The following is a 14,268-nucleotide window of genomic DNA, read 5'->3' on the forward strand; positions in this document are numbered from 1 at the left end:
AGAACCGCCCATGTCTCTCTTTCTTCCCTTCTGGCAACGCCTGCTCGTCACGATCGTCGCCATGCTGGTGGCGAGTTGGGTCGCTGGTTTGATCTGGCAAGCCGTCTTCCGCTTCCCGCTGCCGAGCTATGTCGGCGGCATGGTCGGGGGGCTAGCGGCGCTCCCGCTTTGGGATCTCCTGAAACGCATCCGTCCGAGCAGCGGACCCTGACACCGTGTCAGGTCGCGCGACACTCGACAGCGTCAGAAAAATTTGTCAGCGCGCGGCGGCTGGGGCGTAGGCCGCATGTCACCGCGCGCCAATGAAGCTAGATCGGCAGAACCGAACGGATCTGGTCTTCGTACTGCTTGACCGCTTCCAGCGCCCGCTTCTTCATCGCCGGATCGACGTCTACATGCGATGTAAAGCCCTCGATTGCCTCGCGGGCGTTGCCGACGATCTGCGTCGCAGCATTCTGCGGACTCATCTCGCGGCTCACGATCTTCTGCAGAAGCTGCGTAAGAATAACGCCCGTGGCGAGCGACAATCCCGAAAGCTCGGCGATTTCGCGTTTCAGTTCGGCGATTGCCGCGTTCGTATCCGTCGTCTCCGCCATTAGCCCATTCTCCCTTCGAGCGCCGACTTTACGGCCGTTTGCTAATACCGCATCGGAAAGAGCGCAAGAGGACGTCGGTGGCAACGCCGCGCGCTGCCACATGAGTTGCCGCCGCCGCGGACGCAAGATACCTTTGCCCGGTGCGAAAAAGCCTGAAATTCGCCGAAAATATCCGTCAGGCTGATGCCAGCGGGAGTTGTGTCGGCTACGGACGGGTACAAGTTTTATGCGTGAGCTCAAGACGACCACCAGCGTCGGCCGCACACTCACTATTCCGCGCACCGCCACCATCGAAGGTGGCATCGACTATCCCGGCCCCCTCGTCATCGAGGGCACGGTCCTGGGCGAAGTCAATTGCCTCTCTCTCACGGTCGCCGCGCGCGGCGTGATCGAAGGCCGGATCAAATCGGAAACCGTCACTGTCGTGGGCGAAGTCACCGGCGAGATTTTCGCCAACGATTTGACGCTGAAATCCGCCTGCGTGGTCAACGCCAACATCGTTCATAAGAAACTGCTGCTCGAAACTGGCTCCTTTTTTGAAGGCAAATCCCGCAGACATCCTAATCCGCTGGAATTGGCTTAGACGCGAGACTAAAGTCCCATAAAAACAGAGAAGCTGCCTCAAATCGCCGATAATAAGCGAGAATTTGCTCTTGTTTTGGACGTGTCCATTTAAGCATTCCCCAGTTAGATTCGGTCGTCGATATCTGGGAGGCTTTGATGCTGTCGCGCCGTCATTTTTGTTGCAGTAGCGCCTTAGCCGCCGGTCTGCTGGCGGTCGATCGGGCTTTCGCCGCCGATCAGTGCTCCGTCATGACCTCCGAGCGCCAGTCCGCGACCAGCCCGGACGACGCTTTGGCTAAGCTCAAGGCCGGAAACGAACGCTTCGCCACACAGAACATGCGCAATTGCGATCTGATCGAACAGGTCCGCGCGACAGCGGGCGGCCAGTTTCCCTCGGCGGTCGTGATCGGGTGCATTGACGCCCGCGTGCCGCCCGAACTCGTTTTCGATCAACGTATCGGCGACATATTCAGCGCCCGCGTGGCCGGCAACGTCATCAACGACGATATTGCCGGGAGCGCTGAATTCGCAACGAAGCTGGCAGGCGCCAAGCTTATCGTGGTGCTCGGCCATAGCGAATGCGGCGCTATCAAAGGCGCCGTCGACGATGTCGAGTTCGGTCTGCTGACCGGCGTCCTGGCGCGGATCAAGCCCGCTGTGGCCGAAGCAAGCAAAGACTTTCCGGACGATCGCACGTCGAAGAACAAGGCTTTCGTCCAGGCCGTCGCAACAGCCAATGCCCACCTAGGCGCGGAGCGGCTGACCGCCCTCAGCAGCGTCCTCCGCGATCTCGTCTCAGCCCAACAGCTGAAGATCGTCTCGGCTATGCACGACGTCGCGACCGGACGCGTTACCTTCCTCGACTAGTTCCAGCCCAATCGCAACCGCCTCAGGGAGTCGGCCGCATCACGACGCCCCTGTGAGCCGGCGGGAACACAGGACTTGTCGTTTCGCGGCCGACACCGCGAGGCGGCGTCGTGGGGAATAGAATAACCGGCGCCGCTCCCACCTCGCTGTTCCCCAGGGAACAGCCCGGCCTCGATTCAACGCCGGTAGTCGCGTAAAACGCCGACAACAACAATTCGCGGAGCCCCTGCCCCATGCCAAGAGTTCTCGTCACCGGGACGTCGTCCGGCTTCGGACTAGCCATAACGGTCGAACTCGCAAAGCAGGGCTGGGACGTCGTCGCCACGATGCGCGACCTCACCAAGCGCGGAGAACTCGACCGGGCGCTAGTCGCGGCAGGCGTGCACCAAGCGGTAACGGTCGGACAGCTCGACGTAACCGATCCAACGTCGATCGAACGCGCCGTCGCCGAATTGGATCTTCCCAATCGGCAACTCGATGCCGTCGTGCACAATGCGGGCGTCGCGGCAGGCGGTGCCTTCGAAGATCTCCCCGAGACAGACGTCCGCCGGATCATGGAGGTCAATTACTTCGGCGTCTTGGCGCTGACGAAATGCCTGCTGCCGACTTTTCGCGCGCAGCGCCGAGGACGTATCGTCATCATCTCAAGCGAATCGGCATTTGCTGGCCAGCCCGCCAATTCACCTTACTGCGCCTCGAAATGGGCCGTGGAAGGATGGGCCGAATCACTCGCCTACGAGGTCGAGCACTTCGGCATCGACATTATCCTAATCGAACCCGGCCCCTACCGCACGAGCATCTGGGAGAACTCGCCGCGCATCCTCCCGAAAGATAGCGTCTACCTGCCGCTACTGAGGCATCTCGAGGTGACGGTCGAGGCCCTTGTCGCCAAGTCAGCGGGCGATCCTGCAGATGTCGGCAAGGCCGTCGCGAAAGCCCTGGCGGCGCGGCACCCTCGGTTCCGCTATGCAGTTGGCCCGACGGCCAAGTTCAACCACTTCGCGCGCGGCAAGCTGCCAAGCACCGTCGTCAGAAAGCTGATCGGCCGGTATCTGGGACTTAGCCGCGTCCGCTGGTGACGAAGCGGCGGACCAAAAGAAAACCCGCCACCGCAAGATGCAGTGACGGGCGCAAAGCTTGTTCGAAAGACGCCCGCAGCGCGAGCAAAATTACTTGCCGTGCTCGCGGTGATATTGGTCGATATCAGCCTGCGTAACTTCGCTTGAATGTCCAAGCGCATGGATGCACGAGTCGGTCAACATCTTGCGATGCTCGCGCATGCAGGACCTTGCTGCCTGCGTACCGACTTTGTGCTGACTGCAATACGCAGCGTAATCGGCGCTGCATGCATCTTTCACGGCCTGACTGACCGCGAATGCACAACCCGACGAAAAGGCAAGCGCCACCGCAGCCAAAACCGCGACCCTCTTCATATCCGTGTTCCTTCTAAGTGATATCCCGTCCCCAAACGCAAATGCAGCGGCGTTGTTCCCTGGTCAAGAGCGACAAACACAAACGCAACATGGCAAGAGAGATGTCGCACGAACCTCGTGCCAGCCTTGCATATCAGGAAGCTGATCGTGCATGAGCTCGAAGATGCCTAATCCGTGCATTTTCGAAATGCTCTTGCCGACAACTTTAGTGCGCGAAGAGCCCGCGTTCAGCCATTCCGACGAATTCGACGAACTGCATCCGCGGCGCCACTTGGTTGCGACCGTTTCGCTTCGCCGAATAAAGCGCCGCATCTGCCGCAGCGATTACCTGACCCACGCGAATATCTCGACTCAGGACCACCGACGCGACACCCATACTGACGGTCACGACCTCACCTAGGTCAAGCGCCGGATGCGGGATCGATGCATCCTCCACTGCTTTTCGAATCCGCTCCGAAATCCTGATCGCCCTCGGCAGATCGACGCCATGCAACAGGACGACGAACTCCTCGCCGCCGAAGCGGAAAACATCGTCGGAATAGTCCCGCAACTCGCTCTGCACGATCCCCGCAACGCGCTTCAGGCAGACGTCTCCGGCCTGATGACCGGCCGTATCATTGAACGATTTGAAATGATCGATATCGAGCAGAATGACCGCCAGCTCTTTGTCAACGCCATCGGCACGGTCACAGTCCTCGATCGCTTCGTCGAGAGAGAGCCGGTTGCGAAGCCCTGTCAGCGCGTCCCGGCGGCTCTTGGCATCGAGATCCTGGCGCTGCAATCGGCCTCTGAGCGACAACAGATAATTCATCCGCGTTTCGCGCTCCAGCACATATGAGGCGAAAAGGGTCAGAACGACGGCGCATCCAAACACGGTGTTGGCCGAAACCTGGAACTCGAACGTGGATGCGGGTAGCAACGACAATCCGACGGCGTGCATCGCAAAACAAGCCAGACACGCGGCCATGGCCCACCAAAACCGCACCCGCTGCACCATCGTTATGAAGAGTATGATGAGAATGAGCGACTGGTGCTGCGCGTCCCCTGGCCCACCTTCGCCGACGAGCATGAGATAGAGAATGCTGCCTGCGCCGAGCACAACGCCACCGGCCGCCACCAGGAATTCGCGGATCGCCACCGGCGGATTGAGGTAGAGCGACGCGATCATAAGCAACGCGATTGGCGTCACCACACCGAGGCGCACCCAGAGGGACGTTACAAACGTCTGCGGGGAAACCAGCCAGTCGGGGATGAGAAACAAGTCGTAAAGCAAGATCCCAAACAACCCGCCAAACGCGAGCTGTCGGCACCGCTGAACCGCAACTTCTTGTTCAAAGGCCGCTTCGAGCTGCTGAGGAAATTTCAGCAGCGGAAAGCCAGACGCAATTGCATTTTCAAGCGTCGAGCGTTCGACGCCGGCCGGAATGGATTCGCCCGTCACTCGTTCCATCACAAGCATTTACCCCGCTCCTCATGAGCGGAGGCTACGGCCCGGACGCTACTATCGGCCTCCTTAATGCGAGGTACACAGAACGCGTGAAGATAAAAGCAATTATTCTCGTCGAGAAAATAATCAGCTGTTTTCCATCTGCGCCGCGCAGACCGCGGGCAACTCGGCACGCAAAAAATATCCAAAGCAGATCAGCACTTTACCAAACAGCCAATTGGCAGCCTTAGCGTGTCGCTTAAGGTGCACGATCATACTTTGTGAGAATCCCAATTAAATTTGAAAGCATGCTTGCCTGAACATTAAGATTTGCCCGTTTCAAATCATGCCGGTCAAAGCGGCTTCCGGACGGGCTGAGATTCGCGAGGCTTTTTTGCACCATCCGCTTCAAGCCCAACACGGAACAAGCTCGACGTTTCCGGCGTTGCTCCCGCGTTCACATGCGTATCCAGACAATCGCAATCGACCACGGGAGATGATCATGAAAGTCGTCGCGCTTGGAATATGCATCGCCGCTCTTGCGCTCGGCGCTTGCCGCAGGGAAACGCCGGAATATGCGCCAATGAAGCTCGGAGGCACGAATACGGCTTCCGATGCCGTGCAGCAGCAATAAGTGTCCGTCCCCTCCTCCGAAACACGTAACGAAAAGAAGCTCTGCAGCGTCACGGCCACTCTCAGCGGGTGTCGGTGACGCTGCTTCACTTTGGCTATTGTGGCCGAGCCTGAGTCGAACTTAGCCTGTTGACAACGTCATAAGAAACTTCTTCGGGATCGCCCAGGACCGCACGATTGGCAGTTTGTCTGCCATCGCAACAACCTGTTGGAGCGATCATGAGCGAGAAGACCGACGTGACCTTCCTCTTAGCTCTCCTCATCCTGACGGTCGTCGGACTTGTCATTTCATCGGCTACGCACGCCGAAGAGCTGCTTGCCGCGACGCTGCCTGCCTGATTTCGCGTAATACCAAGGCAGCGGACAAATTCCGCAGGTCTGTCGCGAAGTCGAGTTCGGCGACCTCAATCGTAGATGTAAGTCACGATGAAGGTGCGGTCGGCCTCATTAGAGCCCGCCGGCGGAATAGGATAGCTCGTCTGCTTGGCTGCAAAGACCACATCCTGATTAAGCGATGGATCCTTGGATCCAGCGAGCATTTTTACGAAAATCACGTTGCCGCTGTCGGACAGAAAAATTCGAACGGTCACACGGCCGAGCGTATTCGAGAGCTGCGGCATGGTCTGCTGAAGCGCCCTGATCACCGCCCTCGCGAAAGCATCGTTGAGGCCCGAGCGCGTGATGCCCGGAGGGCGCTGGAATGCAGCCGCGCCACCGCCGCCGCTAAAACTCGGAGCCAGGGCCTGCGTCGATAAATCGAGCGCAGCCACCTTCTTCTGAGCCTTCGACGAAGATTTTTTCGCAGCCTTACTCGTGCTCGGCTTCTTGCTGGCCCGCTTCGTGTCTTCCTTAGGTTGCGGTTTCGGCTTCGGCTCGTTCGCGCTCTGCAGTTTCGATGGATCCTGATCGTCGAGCGAGAAGAGGTCCGGCGGCTGGCTGTCTGGGCTCGTATCGTCTTGTTTGGCGACCTGATCCGGTTTGGCCGGGTCAGTCTCCTGAGGAACGTCCGGTTGCGGCTGATCCGGCGGCTGCGGCGTATCTTGAGCCTGTGGCTCCGGCGGAGGCTGCTGGGGTTCGGGCGGCTGCGGCTCTTGCTTAGCCTGCTCCTGCTGAGGCGGCGTCGGCTGTTGTTGTTTCTCCGGCGGCTGCTGAGGCTCAGGCTTGGCCTTCTGCTCCTGCTGCGTCGGCGCGATCGGCCCAGGCGGTGGCGAAACTTCGTCGGCGACAGTCGCCCGGCTCTTGAGATCCTGCTCGGTGACCAGAGAAACGCTGATCGCGTCATCCGCACCATTTTCGGCGCCAAGGCGCTTGGCGCCTCCGCTGCTAACCGCGCTGATCAAAAACGAAGCGTGCAGAAGAAGCGCAACGGCCAGCGCGATATAAAAATTCCGCTCGCGCTTCGACGCGCCCGCACCCCAAGGTACGAAGCCCGCAATGGAAAGACCGGCCGTTTGCCCCACGTTCTCGGCAGTCATGTGCCTAATGCTGATCCCAACGGCGCAAGATTACAACGCTTGCCCCAAGCGCTGTCACCAATGATAAATGATCGGCGAAAAAACGCCGAGATGCCGTGCCCGCGATTATCCGTGCATGCGCCCCGAGGTCGCGGGAAAAACAAGAACTTGCCCAGAATTATGGCGATTCGCTGAACACGGCGATTCTGTCCTCGAATATGGAAGGCCTGTCATGGCGCGCAAAGCCGAAACAGCCCGCAGCGGCACGATCCGGGCCGGCATCGGCGGCTGGACATTCGAGCCCTGGCGCGGCGTTTTCTATCCCGAAGGCTTGGCGCACGCGAAAGAACTGGAATACGCCAGCCGCCATCTCGCCACGATCGAAGTGAACGGCACATACTATCGGACGCAGAAACCCTCGACGTTCGCAAGCTGGGCAAAGGCGACGCCGCCCGACTTCATTTTCACATTGAAGGGTCCGCGTTACGCCACGAATCGGCGCATTCTTGCGGAAGCTGGAGATTCGGTTTCTCGTTTCATCGATTCCGGCGTCGCCGAGTTGGGAGACAAGCTCGGGCCGCTCCTTTGGCAGTTTGCGCCGACAAAGAAATTCGAGGAAGGCGACTTCGGCGCCTTCCTCGAGCTTTTACCGAAAAAAGTCGGCAAGCGACCACTGAAGCACGCCGTCGAAGTGCGACATGCATCGTTTTGCACGCCATCGTTCGTTGCCTTGACCCGCGAGCATGCGGTCGGCATCGTCTTCGCCGATCACGCGATTTATCCGGCCATCGCCGACGTGACGGCCGACTTCGTTTATGCGCGGCTTCAGACGGGACAAGACACGGTGCCCACCGCCTATAAGCCGAAAGCTCTCGATCAGTGGGCGGCCCGCGCAAAAATATGGGCCGACGGTGGCACACCCGACGACCTGCCGGTCATGGCGCCAAAGGATAAGGCTCCGAAAACGCCACGCGACGTGTTTGTCTATTTCATTCACGAGGGAAAGATACGCGCTCCCGCTGCCGCGATGGCTTTTCAGAAGCGCGTGACGCCGGACGGCAAGTCCTGACAGCCTGTCTAGCACGTGAGTCGTCTTAAAAAAGGCTCACTACTTACCTTCGGGCTTGGGTGCCTCTTCATCGAGATTGAGGCAAACCGAATTGATGCAATAGCGCTTGCCGCTATCCGTCGGCCCATCGTCGAAAACGTGACCAAGGTGCGATCCGCACCGCGCACATGTGATCTCGGTGCGCACCATCCCGTGAGATGTATCGGTGTGATATTCGATAGCGCCCGGCAGCGCCTCATCGAACGAAGGCCAGCCCGAACCGGAATCAAACTTGGCATCGGAGGAAAATAGCGGATTGCCGCAAGCCGCGCAGGTGAACGTTCCATCGCTCTCGGAATGCAGGTACTCACCGGTGAAGGGCGGTTCAGTGCCCTTTTCGCGCAAGATCCGATATTGCTCCGGCGTCAAGAGTTTCCGCCACTCGGCCTCGTCGGCTGGCATCGATTTTTTATCCATGCCGCATATATCGGCCAACTGCGGCCGCCCTTCAAGACCACCGCTCAGTCGTAATAGCGATCGCGATAGCGTTCTCGTAACCAGAGCCGGCGCAGATCAATCCGGCGGGGTGGCGGCGGCCCGTACTGTGGGTAAAAGCCGCTGGGCGCACCGTAGCGTCTCAACTGCTCCATATCGTACCGGCTAGCGACGCCGGCACGGTACATGGCACGCGCATGTTCGACATCGAAGATCGATTGCGCTTTCGCCTCGGTGGCGACGAATGCCAATGGCGACAGAGCGATAAGAACAGCACGCGCAAGCGGTTTCATGTAACTTCTAAATGCTCCTGCGGTCGGCAGTTAAGCCGCCGACTCATTCTGACAATTTGGGCACCACGGCCTGAAGTATCAATAACCTGGACAGATGCGCGCGCGATACCTGCGGCTGTAGTAGCAGGTCGGATAATCCGGATAGTAGTAATCATCGTAATAATAGTCGTCATAATACGGGTGATAGCCGCCATAGTAGGGATACCCGCCGTAGAAGCCGTAACCCCAGCCCCTACCGCGCCAGTATCCACCGTGCCAGTGGCGGCCGCCGCCCGCCCAGTGACCTCCACCACCCCAATGACCTCCGCCACCCCAATGGCCACCTCCGCCCCAGTGACCTCCGCCGCCACCGCCCCAGTGACCGCCACCTCCGCCGTGCGTCAGGACAAGACCGCTTGGCTTGCCAAACGCGACCGCACCTAAACCGCCAGGCGCCGCGGTCGCGGTACCCGACATACCGACGATTGCCACCAGCAAAGCGCTGGCAAGCAAATGTACGAAGCGAAGCATGAACGCTCTCCGATCTGGAACCGCGCCTTAAATCCGCCGGTCCCGTTCATCGCTAGCCGCAGCATATGCGACGTCCGTCCAGTATATCCCGGCTTCACTGAACGCTGTTGCCGAAGCTGCGAACATAGTGATCAAGTTGCTTTGAGAGATCGGGCACCGGAAAAGCTCGCCTCGTTGATAAGTCAATGAGGTGCGAACGCCTCGCCCCTGCCACGTTGCCGATGCGAATCTGATAGAAAGGGAGAATAAATCCGGGGCTCCGTGGCGATCGCCGTGCCCCTTCGCCTAAGCAATACGGGAGCAAACCATGTCGGACCGGACGCAACTCGCTATTGGCCGCAATTCCATATCCGTACCACGGCTGACCAAACGTCTGGTCGAAGCCGTTATCGCCACCGCCTTGACGTCGCTCGTCGCGTTCGTAGTTCTCGTTCTCAATAATGTCCTGACGAACCGCGGCGGATGGATTGAAGGCTTCAACGTCTGGCAGTCCTTCATGCGCCAGCCCGCTATTCTCGGCACCATGCTGCTGACGTCGCTCGTAACGGTGCTGTTTCTGTCGTGGCAGCGCGAGCGCGAAATGAAACGCTGAGACGGGGCTCTCCGAAACGAAAAACGGCGAGATGAAAATCTCGCCGTTGTCAGGTCTGCAGCAGATCAGGCAAAGTTACTTCTTCAGGGCCGCATTGCACTGGCTGTAGTAACCGCCGCCCTTTTGAATCCACTTGAGGCCGCCGTTGCCGCCGTTCGCCTTGTTGGCCTTGTACTGATCGAGGCACGTATGCATCCGAGCACGGCCCGCGCTCTCCTTGGCATACTTCGTATCGACCGCCTTCGGGAAAATGGCGCCGGAAGCAGCTTTCGTCGTCTCGACTTTTGCGGCCGGCTTTTCTTCCGTCGTCGTCGCAGCTCCAGCGCATTCCGTTTTGCGGAATTCCGCCCAGGTTTGTCCGTTCAACGTTCCAGCGGACTTCGCAGCCTGATATTTCACGCTGCATTCCTTGGTCGAAAGAGCGAAGCTTGGGCTGGCGCCGGTGACAGCGAGAGCGGCAAACGCAGCCGCATATAAAGCAATGCGTGAGGTCATGTGATGTTTCTCTCCTAGGGACGGCGCACGGGCAAGCTCAACCCATAATACGATGATATCGCCGCCAGCCGGCAAGCTCAAAGACAGGATAGCGCCTTCGATCGCCAATTGCGAAGATAGGGTATATGAGGTTGATGGATTTGCTGAAATGCAAATCGCTTCGACTTACAAAAAAGTATATGCATTTGATGGCATTCTTCGCATCGTTGCCAGCGTAGACTTACATCCGGCACCATCAGCACGCGCTGCAATTCGGACGATAAGTTGCTGAGGCAATCAACGCAACCTAGGAGGACCCCGATGGGCTTGAGGCGGCCAAAAAGCCTTTCCATGCTGCTCTTTCTGGCTCTGGCCGGACTGCTGGCCGACGATATCGCTGCCACGGCGGCTGATCCGCCCAAGGATCTTCTGACGGCCACGCGCGCCGCTATCGCCGCCACCAATCTTACGTCTTACGACATCGGTTCCCGCTATGCCCAGGCCCGAGGCGCATCTGAAACCTGCCCCGGCGGCAAGCTGACGGATAAAGCGGCCGTTCTTCCGTCGGTTTACAAGGGCCCCGAACTCGACGTTTTCAACGCCCAGGAAAAGAAGATTTACGACGCCTGGATGCGTGCGAAGCACTGCGCCCAAGATGATCCCTCGAACCAATGCAAGCTGGTCATTGACGAAAGCTGCGCCGCTGCGGTTTCCGAAATTGGCCCATCGGGATCAGCCTTCCCTGGCCTGTTCGAAATCACCCATCCCTAGCGCCTAACCGCCGCGCCGCGTTCCCGCTGCCACGTCCGTGCCAGCAGGGCGAAGACTTCGACTACGGCCCAGACGATCAGCACGGCCGTCAGGATCAGGAATGCGATCTGCCCTAGGCTCGCGGTCAGCAACAGATCCGTGAGCAGCGGACCAAAGTCAATGCCATGCGCTGTGCAGGGTTCCATCGCAGCATCATTGATCTCGCAGCCGAGCGTCGAGGCCAAAAGCGCCGCCGCCGCAATTCCTGAAAACGGCGCAAGAGCGAGAACAATTGAAAACGCGATCATGAACGAGCGAAAGCGAAGCAGCACGCAGCCATCCTGAATATCGCCTGAATAACTCTACCGAGCGAACGTCATAATCAGCTAGACGTGCTCCTGCGGCTTTGGGCAGCGCGTTCCGAAAAGCTGGTTAACGCTAGCCCTGTTTACGAGCGTCACCAATCCTATTGATCATTCGAGCGACGCCCCTTAATGGCCGTCCAGACGAAGGAGCGTAACGGATGGCCGATCTTTCACAGTTGCGCGCTGGACTAAGCGGCACGGCAAGCATGCTTGTCACTGACGAGCGCCTCGCAACGCGTGTCGGCAGTGGAAATGTGCCTGTCTTCGCGAGCCCAATGCTGATCGCCGCGATCGAAGCGGCCGCGGTTGACTGCCTTGATGGTTTCCTGCCGCAAGGCCACGAAAGCCTCGGCGTGCACCTTGATGTGACACACACTTCGCCCACGCCGATTGGCTATACGGTAACCGCAACCGCAACGGTCAAATCTGTCGATGGCCGAAAAATCATGTTCGACGTTTCGGCAACCGATGGCATTGATCGAATAGGATCGGGAACGCACACTCGGATTATCGTTGACACCGCCCGGTTCATGGCGCGCATTGCCGCAAAATCTGCGTCACGACCGTAACAAAGGCTTCTGCTCGTTTGCGCAAGACCGACGATCGCCCGGCACTGGCGACTGATATTGGAGCTGCAAAGCCATGCGATCGACGCTTGCATTCATTGCCATGATGGCGGCATTGCTGACAACCGCGCCGCGCGCAGTGGCCGCAACCTGCACGGCAAATGACTTCGCTGCAGCCGTCGATCAGTCAGGCGCAAGTCTGCGAACTTTGACGCTCGAAGTGCAACCCAAGCTGCAGGAGCGCCTCAAACGCTATAAGCAGGCGTTGCAGTTGCCCGACACCGATGACGAGGATCTGGCTCTCAACGCCATCGACGACCCGAAGCTCGAAGAATTCGACAAGAAGAGCAGCCAGCTGCTGCTTACCGTAGACTCTCTCGGCCGCATACCCGACGGCGAAGAACCCGACTGCGCCAAGCTCGAAGAACTGAAAATGGCGGCGGCCGAACTCAATACCGTCATCAAGGCGAAATCGGATTATATGCTGAAGCGCCTCGATGAGAAGATCGCCGCAGCAAAGCGCAACGCTCCGCCACCGGCGACAGCGCAGGCCGCCCCTCCCGTTCCAGCGCCCTCTCCCGCAACGCCGCCGGCGGCATCCGCTGCAAAGAAACCGTCCCCGCCTGCCGTTGTGGCGGCCAAGAAGCCGGCCGCCAAAGCCACGCCACACCCATCTCAAGGCTGGGCCACGCGCACACACCCGGATGAGGCTACGCCGCCGCCGGCTGTTGCAATGCGAGAGCCGCCCCCCATTCCCAATCTGCCGCCACCGGAAGAGGAAGGCTATTCGATCGAAGAAATCCGCGACGTCACGCGCGGGTTCTTCGGATCGATTTCGACAAACTTGGCAGCCGTCATCGAGCATGCCTTCAAACAGTCGGGACGCCCGACGGCCTACGTCCTCGGCGTCGAAGGCGGCGGCGCGTTTCTCGCAGGTCTTCGCTTCGGCAAAGGCACTTTGTTTATGCGTTCCCAGCCTGGAACGCGGGAAGTTTATTGGCACGGGCCTTCGGTGGGCACCGATTTAGGCGCCTCTGGCTCGCGCACACTTTTCCTCATCTACCGCATGGATAATGCGAACGATATCTATCGCAATTTCACAGGCATCGACGGATCTGCATATTTTGTCGGCGGGGTCGGCGTGACCTTGCTGAAGGGCGGCCCCGTTATCATGGCACCAATTCGATCAGGAGTTGGCATGCGTCTGGGCGCCAATATAGGCTACCTTCGGTTCACCGAACAGCCGACTTGGAACCCGTTCTGATTGCCGACAACAAAAAAGGCCCGCAAATCGCGGGCCTTTTCAATCATGGAACGGTTTGACGTATCAGTTTGCGCCGTAGGCGTAGCCCGAGTACTTCTTCCCTTTCGGCCTCTTGTAGTAATACGTGCCGTCCTTCGCTTGGTAGACCTTCGTGCGAACGCCATCGATATAGACATAGCGTGTTTTCTTGCCGTTCGCCTTGGCCGACTGCGGACCGCCAAAGATGTTTCCCCAGAACGAGCTGCCGCCATTGCTCGCGTAATCATCGTCATCGTGCGAGTCGCGACGCGCGACAGCGCCATCACCCCAATTCGGGCGTCCATGCACGCTGACGCGCGTGCGCATCATTCCGTGGCGCTGAACAAGATCGTAGAAAATTTTGGCATTCGACGGCGCTAAGCGAATGCAGCCGTGCGACGCCGGACGGCCGAGCGCAGCCATATGATATGTTCCATGAACGGCAACGCCGCCATTGATAAAAACAGCGTTCGGCATGGGCGCATTGTCGTATTTCTTCGAATACCACATTCGCGACGTCCATTGCGGGTAGAAGTTACCCGTCGGCGTCGCATACTGCTGTGTCCCGGAAGAGATACGCCAGCGATAGCGCGGCTCGCCATTGACCGAAACGCTCATCGTCTGCCGAGAAAGATCAATGGATGCGGTAAGTGTCGGCGGAAGCGGCCGCGGCTTGGCGACCGGCTCCTTCTTCGCCTCGACGGTCACAGGCTCTTTCGCTCCTTCGGCCTTGCCAAAGTATGTCGTCGTGCCCGACTGCGTCTCGGTGGTCGTCGATGCCCCGTTCGCCGGTGCTTCACTCGGCTCGGCCATAGCCGCAACCGACGGAGCGGCAAACAAAATTGCCGCCAACATCATCCTACGCAACATGATAGCTCCCTACGCAATACGCTTATTGCCCGCATAGTACGGCGAAAACG

The 14,268-nt window shown here is 59.0% G+C and carries 20 protein-coding genes; 10 read left to right on the forward strand and 10 right to left on the reverse strand.

The annotated features are described in order from the left end of the window. The first annotated feature begins 10 nt into the window (after positions 1–10). Complete coding sequence (locus RLW55_RS18885) at positions 11–211, forward strand: hypothetical protein (protein ID WP_414462172.1); 201 nt, start codon at positions 11–13, stop codon at positions 209–211. A 97-nt stretch (positions 212–308) separates the two neighbouring features. Here the strand turns inward: RLW55_RS18885 and RLW55_RS18890 are convergent, their stop codons facing one another. After that, entirely contained in the window at positions 309–596 is a 288-nt protein-coding gene (locus RLW55_RS18890; RefSeq protein ID WP_409562811.1) for a hypothetical protein, read from the reverse strand. A 226-nt stretch (positions 597–822) separates the two neighbouring features. Here RLW55_RS18890 and RLW55_RS18895 point away from each other — a divergent pair, with 226 nt between their 5' ends. The 3 genes from RLW55_RS18895 (at position 823) to RLW55_RS18905 (ending at position 3,106) form a co-directional block, all read left to right on the forward strand. After that, positions 823–1,179: a bactofilin family protein gene (locus RLW55_RS18895; RefSeq protein ID WP_013946954.1), complete on the forward strand. Its 357-nt coding sequence runs from the start codon at positions 823–825 to the stop codon at positions 1,177–1,179. 137 nt (positions 1,180–1,316) lie between these two features. Next, positions 1,317–2,027 (forward strand): carbonic anhydrase family protein, encoded by a 711-nt coding sequence (locus RLW55_RS18900; RefSeq protein WP_013946953.1) that lies wholly within the window; start codon positions 1,317–1,319, stop codon positions 2,025–2,027. A 233-nt stretch (positions 2,028–2,260) separates the two neighbouring features. Next, complete coding sequence (locus tag RLW55_RS18905) at positions 2,261–3,106, forward strand: SDR family NAD(P)-dependent oxidoreductase (protein ID WP_423415061.1); 846 nt, start codon at positions 2,261–2,263, stop codon at positions 3,104–3,106. Between the two features lie 90 nt (positions 3,107–3,196). Here the strand turns inward: RLW55_RS18905 and RLW55_RS18910 are convergent, their stop codons facing one another. Both RLW55_RS18910 and RLW55_RS18915 read right to left on the reverse strand, forming a co-directional pair. After that, positions 3,197–3,460: a hypothetical protein gene (locus RLW55_RS18910; protein WP_409562808.1), complete on the reverse strand. Its 264-nt coding sequence runs from the start codon at positions 3,458–3,460 to the stop codon at positions 3,197–3,199. A 205-nt stretch (positions 3,461–3,665) separates the two neighbouring features. Further along, positions 3,666–4,919, reverse strand: a complete 1,254-nt coding sequence (locus RLW55_RS18915; protein WP_409562807.1) for a GGDEF domain-containing protein — start codon at positions 4,917–4,919, stop codon at positions 3,666–3,668. A 469-nt stretch (positions 4,920–5,388) separates the two neighbouring features. Between RLW55_RS18915 and RLW55_RS18920 the strand changes: the two genes are divergently transcribed. Next, positions 5,389–5,520: a hypothetical protein gene (locus RLW55_RS18920; protein ID WP_409562806.1), complete on the forward strand. Its 132-nt coding sequence runs from the start codon at positions 5,389–5,391 to the stop codon at positions 5,518–5,520. A 403-nt stretch (positions 5,521–5,923) separates the two neighbouring features. On the opposite strand, the gene RLW55_RS18925 is transcribed toward RLW55_RS18920, so the two are convergent. Further along, complete coding sequence (locus tag RLW55_RS18925) at positions 5,924–6,994, reverse strand: energy transducer TonB family protein (RefSeq protein WP_409562805.1); 1,071 nt, start codon at positions 6,992–6,994, stop codon at positions 5,924–5,926. Positions 6,995–7,205: 211 nt separating this feature from the next. Here RLW55_RS18925 and RLW55_RS18930 point away from each other — a divergent pair, with 211 nt between their 5' ends. Then, positions 7,206–8,042: a DUF72 domain-containing protein gene (locus tag RLW55_RS18930; RefSeq protein WP_423415062.1), complete on the forward strand. Its 837-nt coding sequence runs from the start codon at positions 7,206–7,208 to the stop codon at positions 8,040–8,042. A gap of 39 nt (positions 8,043–8,081) precedes the next feature. Here the strand turns inward: RLW55_RS18930 and msrB are convergent, their stop codons facing one another. From msrB to RLW55_RS18945, 3 genes are all read right to left on the reverse strand, one after another. Then, the gene (gene msrB, locus RLW55_RS18935) at positions 8,082–8,498 is read right to left on the reverse strand and encodes a peptide-methionine (R)-S-oxide reductase MsrB (RefSeq protein ID WP_423415063.1); all 417 of its coding nucleotides are present in this window, start codon (positions 8,496–8,498) and stop codon (positions 8,082–8,084) included. Positions 8,499–8,542: 44 nt separating this feature from the next. After that, positions 8,543–8,809: a hypothetical protein gene (locus tag RLW55_RS18940; RefSeq protein ID WP_409562803.1), complete on the reverse strand. Its 267-nt coding sequence runs from the start codon at positions 8,807–8,809 to the stop codon at positions 8,543–8,545. 78 nt (positions 8,810–8,887) lie between these two features. Next, positions 8,888–9,319 carry a hypothetical protein gene (locus RLW55_RS18945; protein ID WP_423415064.1) on the reverse strand — a complete coding sequence of 144 codons (432 nt, stop codon included), beginning with the start codon at positions 9,317–9,319 and terminating at the stop codon, positions 8,888–8,890. 307 nt (positions 9,320–9,626) lie between these two features. On the opposite strand from RLW55_RS18945, the gene RLW55_RS18950 reads away from it, so the two are divergent. Continuing rightward, on the forward strand, positions 9,627–9,911 hold the full coding sequence (locus RLW55_RS18950) for a hypothetical protein (protein WP_013946941.1): 285 nt from the start codon (positions 9,627–9,629) through the stop codon (positions 9,909–9,911). Positions 9,912–9,986: 75 nt separating this feature from the next. On the opposite strand, the gene RLW55_RS18955 is transcribed toward RLW55_RS18950, so the two are convergent. After that, complete coding sequence (locus RLW55_RS18955; RefSeq protein WP_409562801.1) at positions 9,987–10,406, reverse strand: hypothetical protein; 420 nt, start codon at positions 10,404–10,406, stop codon at positions 9,987–9,989. Positions 10,407–10,736: 330 nt separating this feature from the next. Here RLW55_RS18955 and RLW55_RS18960 point away from each other — a divergent pair, with 330 nt between their 5' ends. Then, positions 10,737–11,156: a hypothetical protein gene (locus RLW55_RS18960; RefSeq protein ID WP_423415065.1), complete on the forward strand. Its 420-nt coding sequence runs from the start codon at positions 10,737–10,739 to the stop codon at positions 11,154–11,156. On the opposite strand, the gene RLW55_RS18965 is transcribed toward RLW55_RS18960, so the two are convergent. Continuing rightward, on the reverse strand, positions 11,153–11,467 hold the full coding sequence (locus RLW55_RS18965; RefSeq protein WP_409562799.1) for a hypothetical protein: 315 nt from the start codon (positions 11,465–11,467) through the stop codon (positions 11,153–11,155). The two genes, RLW55_RS18960 and RLW55_RS18965, sit on opposite strands and share 4 nt — an antisense overlap. Before the next feature lie 191 nt (positions 11,468–11,658). Here RLW55_RS18965 and RLW55_RS18970 point away from each other — a divergent pair, with 191 nt between their 5' ends. Beyond that, entirely contained in the window at positions 11,659–12,069 is a 411-nt protein-coding gene (locus RLW55_RS18970; protein ID WP_423415066.1) for a thioesterase family protein, read from the forward strand. Positions 12,070–12,142: 73 nt separating this feature from the next. Then, positions 12,143–13,330, forward strand: coding sequence for a DUF1134 domain-containing protein (locus tag RLW55_RS18975; protein WP_423415067.1), 1,188 nt, complete (start codon positions 12,143–12,145; stop codon positions 13,328–13,330). 63 nt (positions 13,331–13,393) lie between these two features. Here RLW55_RS18975 and RLW55_RS18980 read toward each other — a convergent pair whose 3' ends face one another. Then, positions 13,394–14,218, reverse strand: coding sequence for a L,D-transpeptidase (locus tag RLW55_RS18980; RefSeq protein WP_423415068.1), 825 nt, complete (start codon positions 14,216–14,218; stop codon positions 13,394–13,396). Between the last annotated feature and the right edge of the window lie 50 nt (positions 14,219–14,268).

Source organism: Hyphomicrobium sp. B1, from assembly GCF_049532635.1.
Lineage (GTDB): Bacteria > Pseudomonadota > Alphaproteobacteria > Rhizobiales > Hyphomicrobiaceae > Hyphomicrobium_B.

Coding starts and splice junctions, on each gene's coding strand:
- RLW55_RS18885 (WP_414462172.1), top strand. CDS start 11: ATGTCTCTCTTTCTTCCCTTCTGGCAACGCCTGCTCGTCACGATCGTC.
- RLW55_RS18890 (WP_409562811.1), bottom strand. CDS start 596: ATGGCGGAGACGACGGATACGAACGCGGCAATCGCCGAACTGAAACGC.
- RLW55_RS18895 (WP_013946954.1), top strand. CDS start 823: ATGCGTGAGCTCAAGACGACCACCAGCGTCGGCCGCACACTCACTATT.
- RLW55_RS18900 (WP_013946953.1), top strand. CDS start 1,317: ATGCTGTCGCGCCGTCATTTTTGTTGCAGTAGCGCCTTAGCCGCCGGT.
- RLW55_RS18905 (WP_423415061.1), top strand. CDS start 2,261: ATGCCAAGAGTTCTCGTCACCGGGACGTCGTCCGGCTTCGGACTAGCC.
- RLW55_RS18910 (WP_409562808.1), bottom strand. CDS start 3,460: ATGAAGAGGGTCGCGGTTTTGGCTGCGGTGGCGCTTGCCTTTTCGTCG.
- RLW55_RS18915 (WP_409562807.1), bottom strand. CDS start 4,919: ATGCTTGTGATGGAACGAGTGACGGGCGAATCCATTCCGGCCGGCGTC.
- RLW55_RS18920 (WP_409562806.1), top strand. CDS start 5,389: ATGAAAGTCGTCGCGCTTGGAATATGCATCGCCGCTCTTGCGCTCGGC.
- RLW55_RS18925 (WP_409562805.1), bottom strand. CDS start 6,994: ATGACTGCCGAGAACGTGGGGCAAACGGCCGGTCTTTCCATTGCGGGC.
- RLW55_RS18930 (WP_423415062.1), top strand. CDS start 7,206: ATGGCGCGCAAAGCCGAAACAGCCCGCAGCGGCACGATCCGGGCCGGC.
- msrB (WP_423415063.1), bottom strand. CDS start 8,498: ATGGATAAAAAATCGATGCCAGCCGACGAGGCCGAGTGGCGGAAACTC.
- RLW55_RS18940 (WP_409562803.1), bottom strand. CDS start 8,809: ATGAAACCGCTTGCGCGTGCTGTTCTTATCGCTCTGTCGCCATTGGCA.
- RLW55_RS18945 (WP_423415064.1), bottom strand. CDS start 9,319: ATGCTTCGCTTCGTACATTTGCTTGCCAGCGCTTTGCTGGTGGCAATC.
- RLW55_RS18950 (WP_013946941.1), top strand. CDS start 9,627: ATGTCGGACCGGACGCAACTCGCTATTGGCCGCAATTCCATATCCGTA.
- RLW55_RS18955 (WP_409562801.1), bottom strand. CDS start 10,406: ATGACCTCACGCATTGCTTTATATGCGGCTGCGTTTGCCGCTCTCGCT.
- RLW55_RS18960 (WP_423415065.1), top strand. CDS start 10,737: ATGCTGCTCTTTCTGGCTCTGGCCGGACTGCTGGCCGACGATATCGCT.
- RLW55_RS18970 (WP_423415066.1), top strand. CDS start 11,659: ATGGCCGATCTTTCACAGTTGCGCGCTGGACTAAGCGGCACGGCAAGC.
- RLW55_RS18975 (WP_423415067.1), top strand. CDS start 12,143: ATGCGATCGACGCTTGCATTCATTGCCATGATGGCGGCATTGCTGACA.
- RLW55_RS18980 (WP_423415068.1), bottom strand. CDS start 14,218: ATGTTGCGTAGGATGATGTTGGCGGCAATTTTGTTTGCCGCTCCGTCG.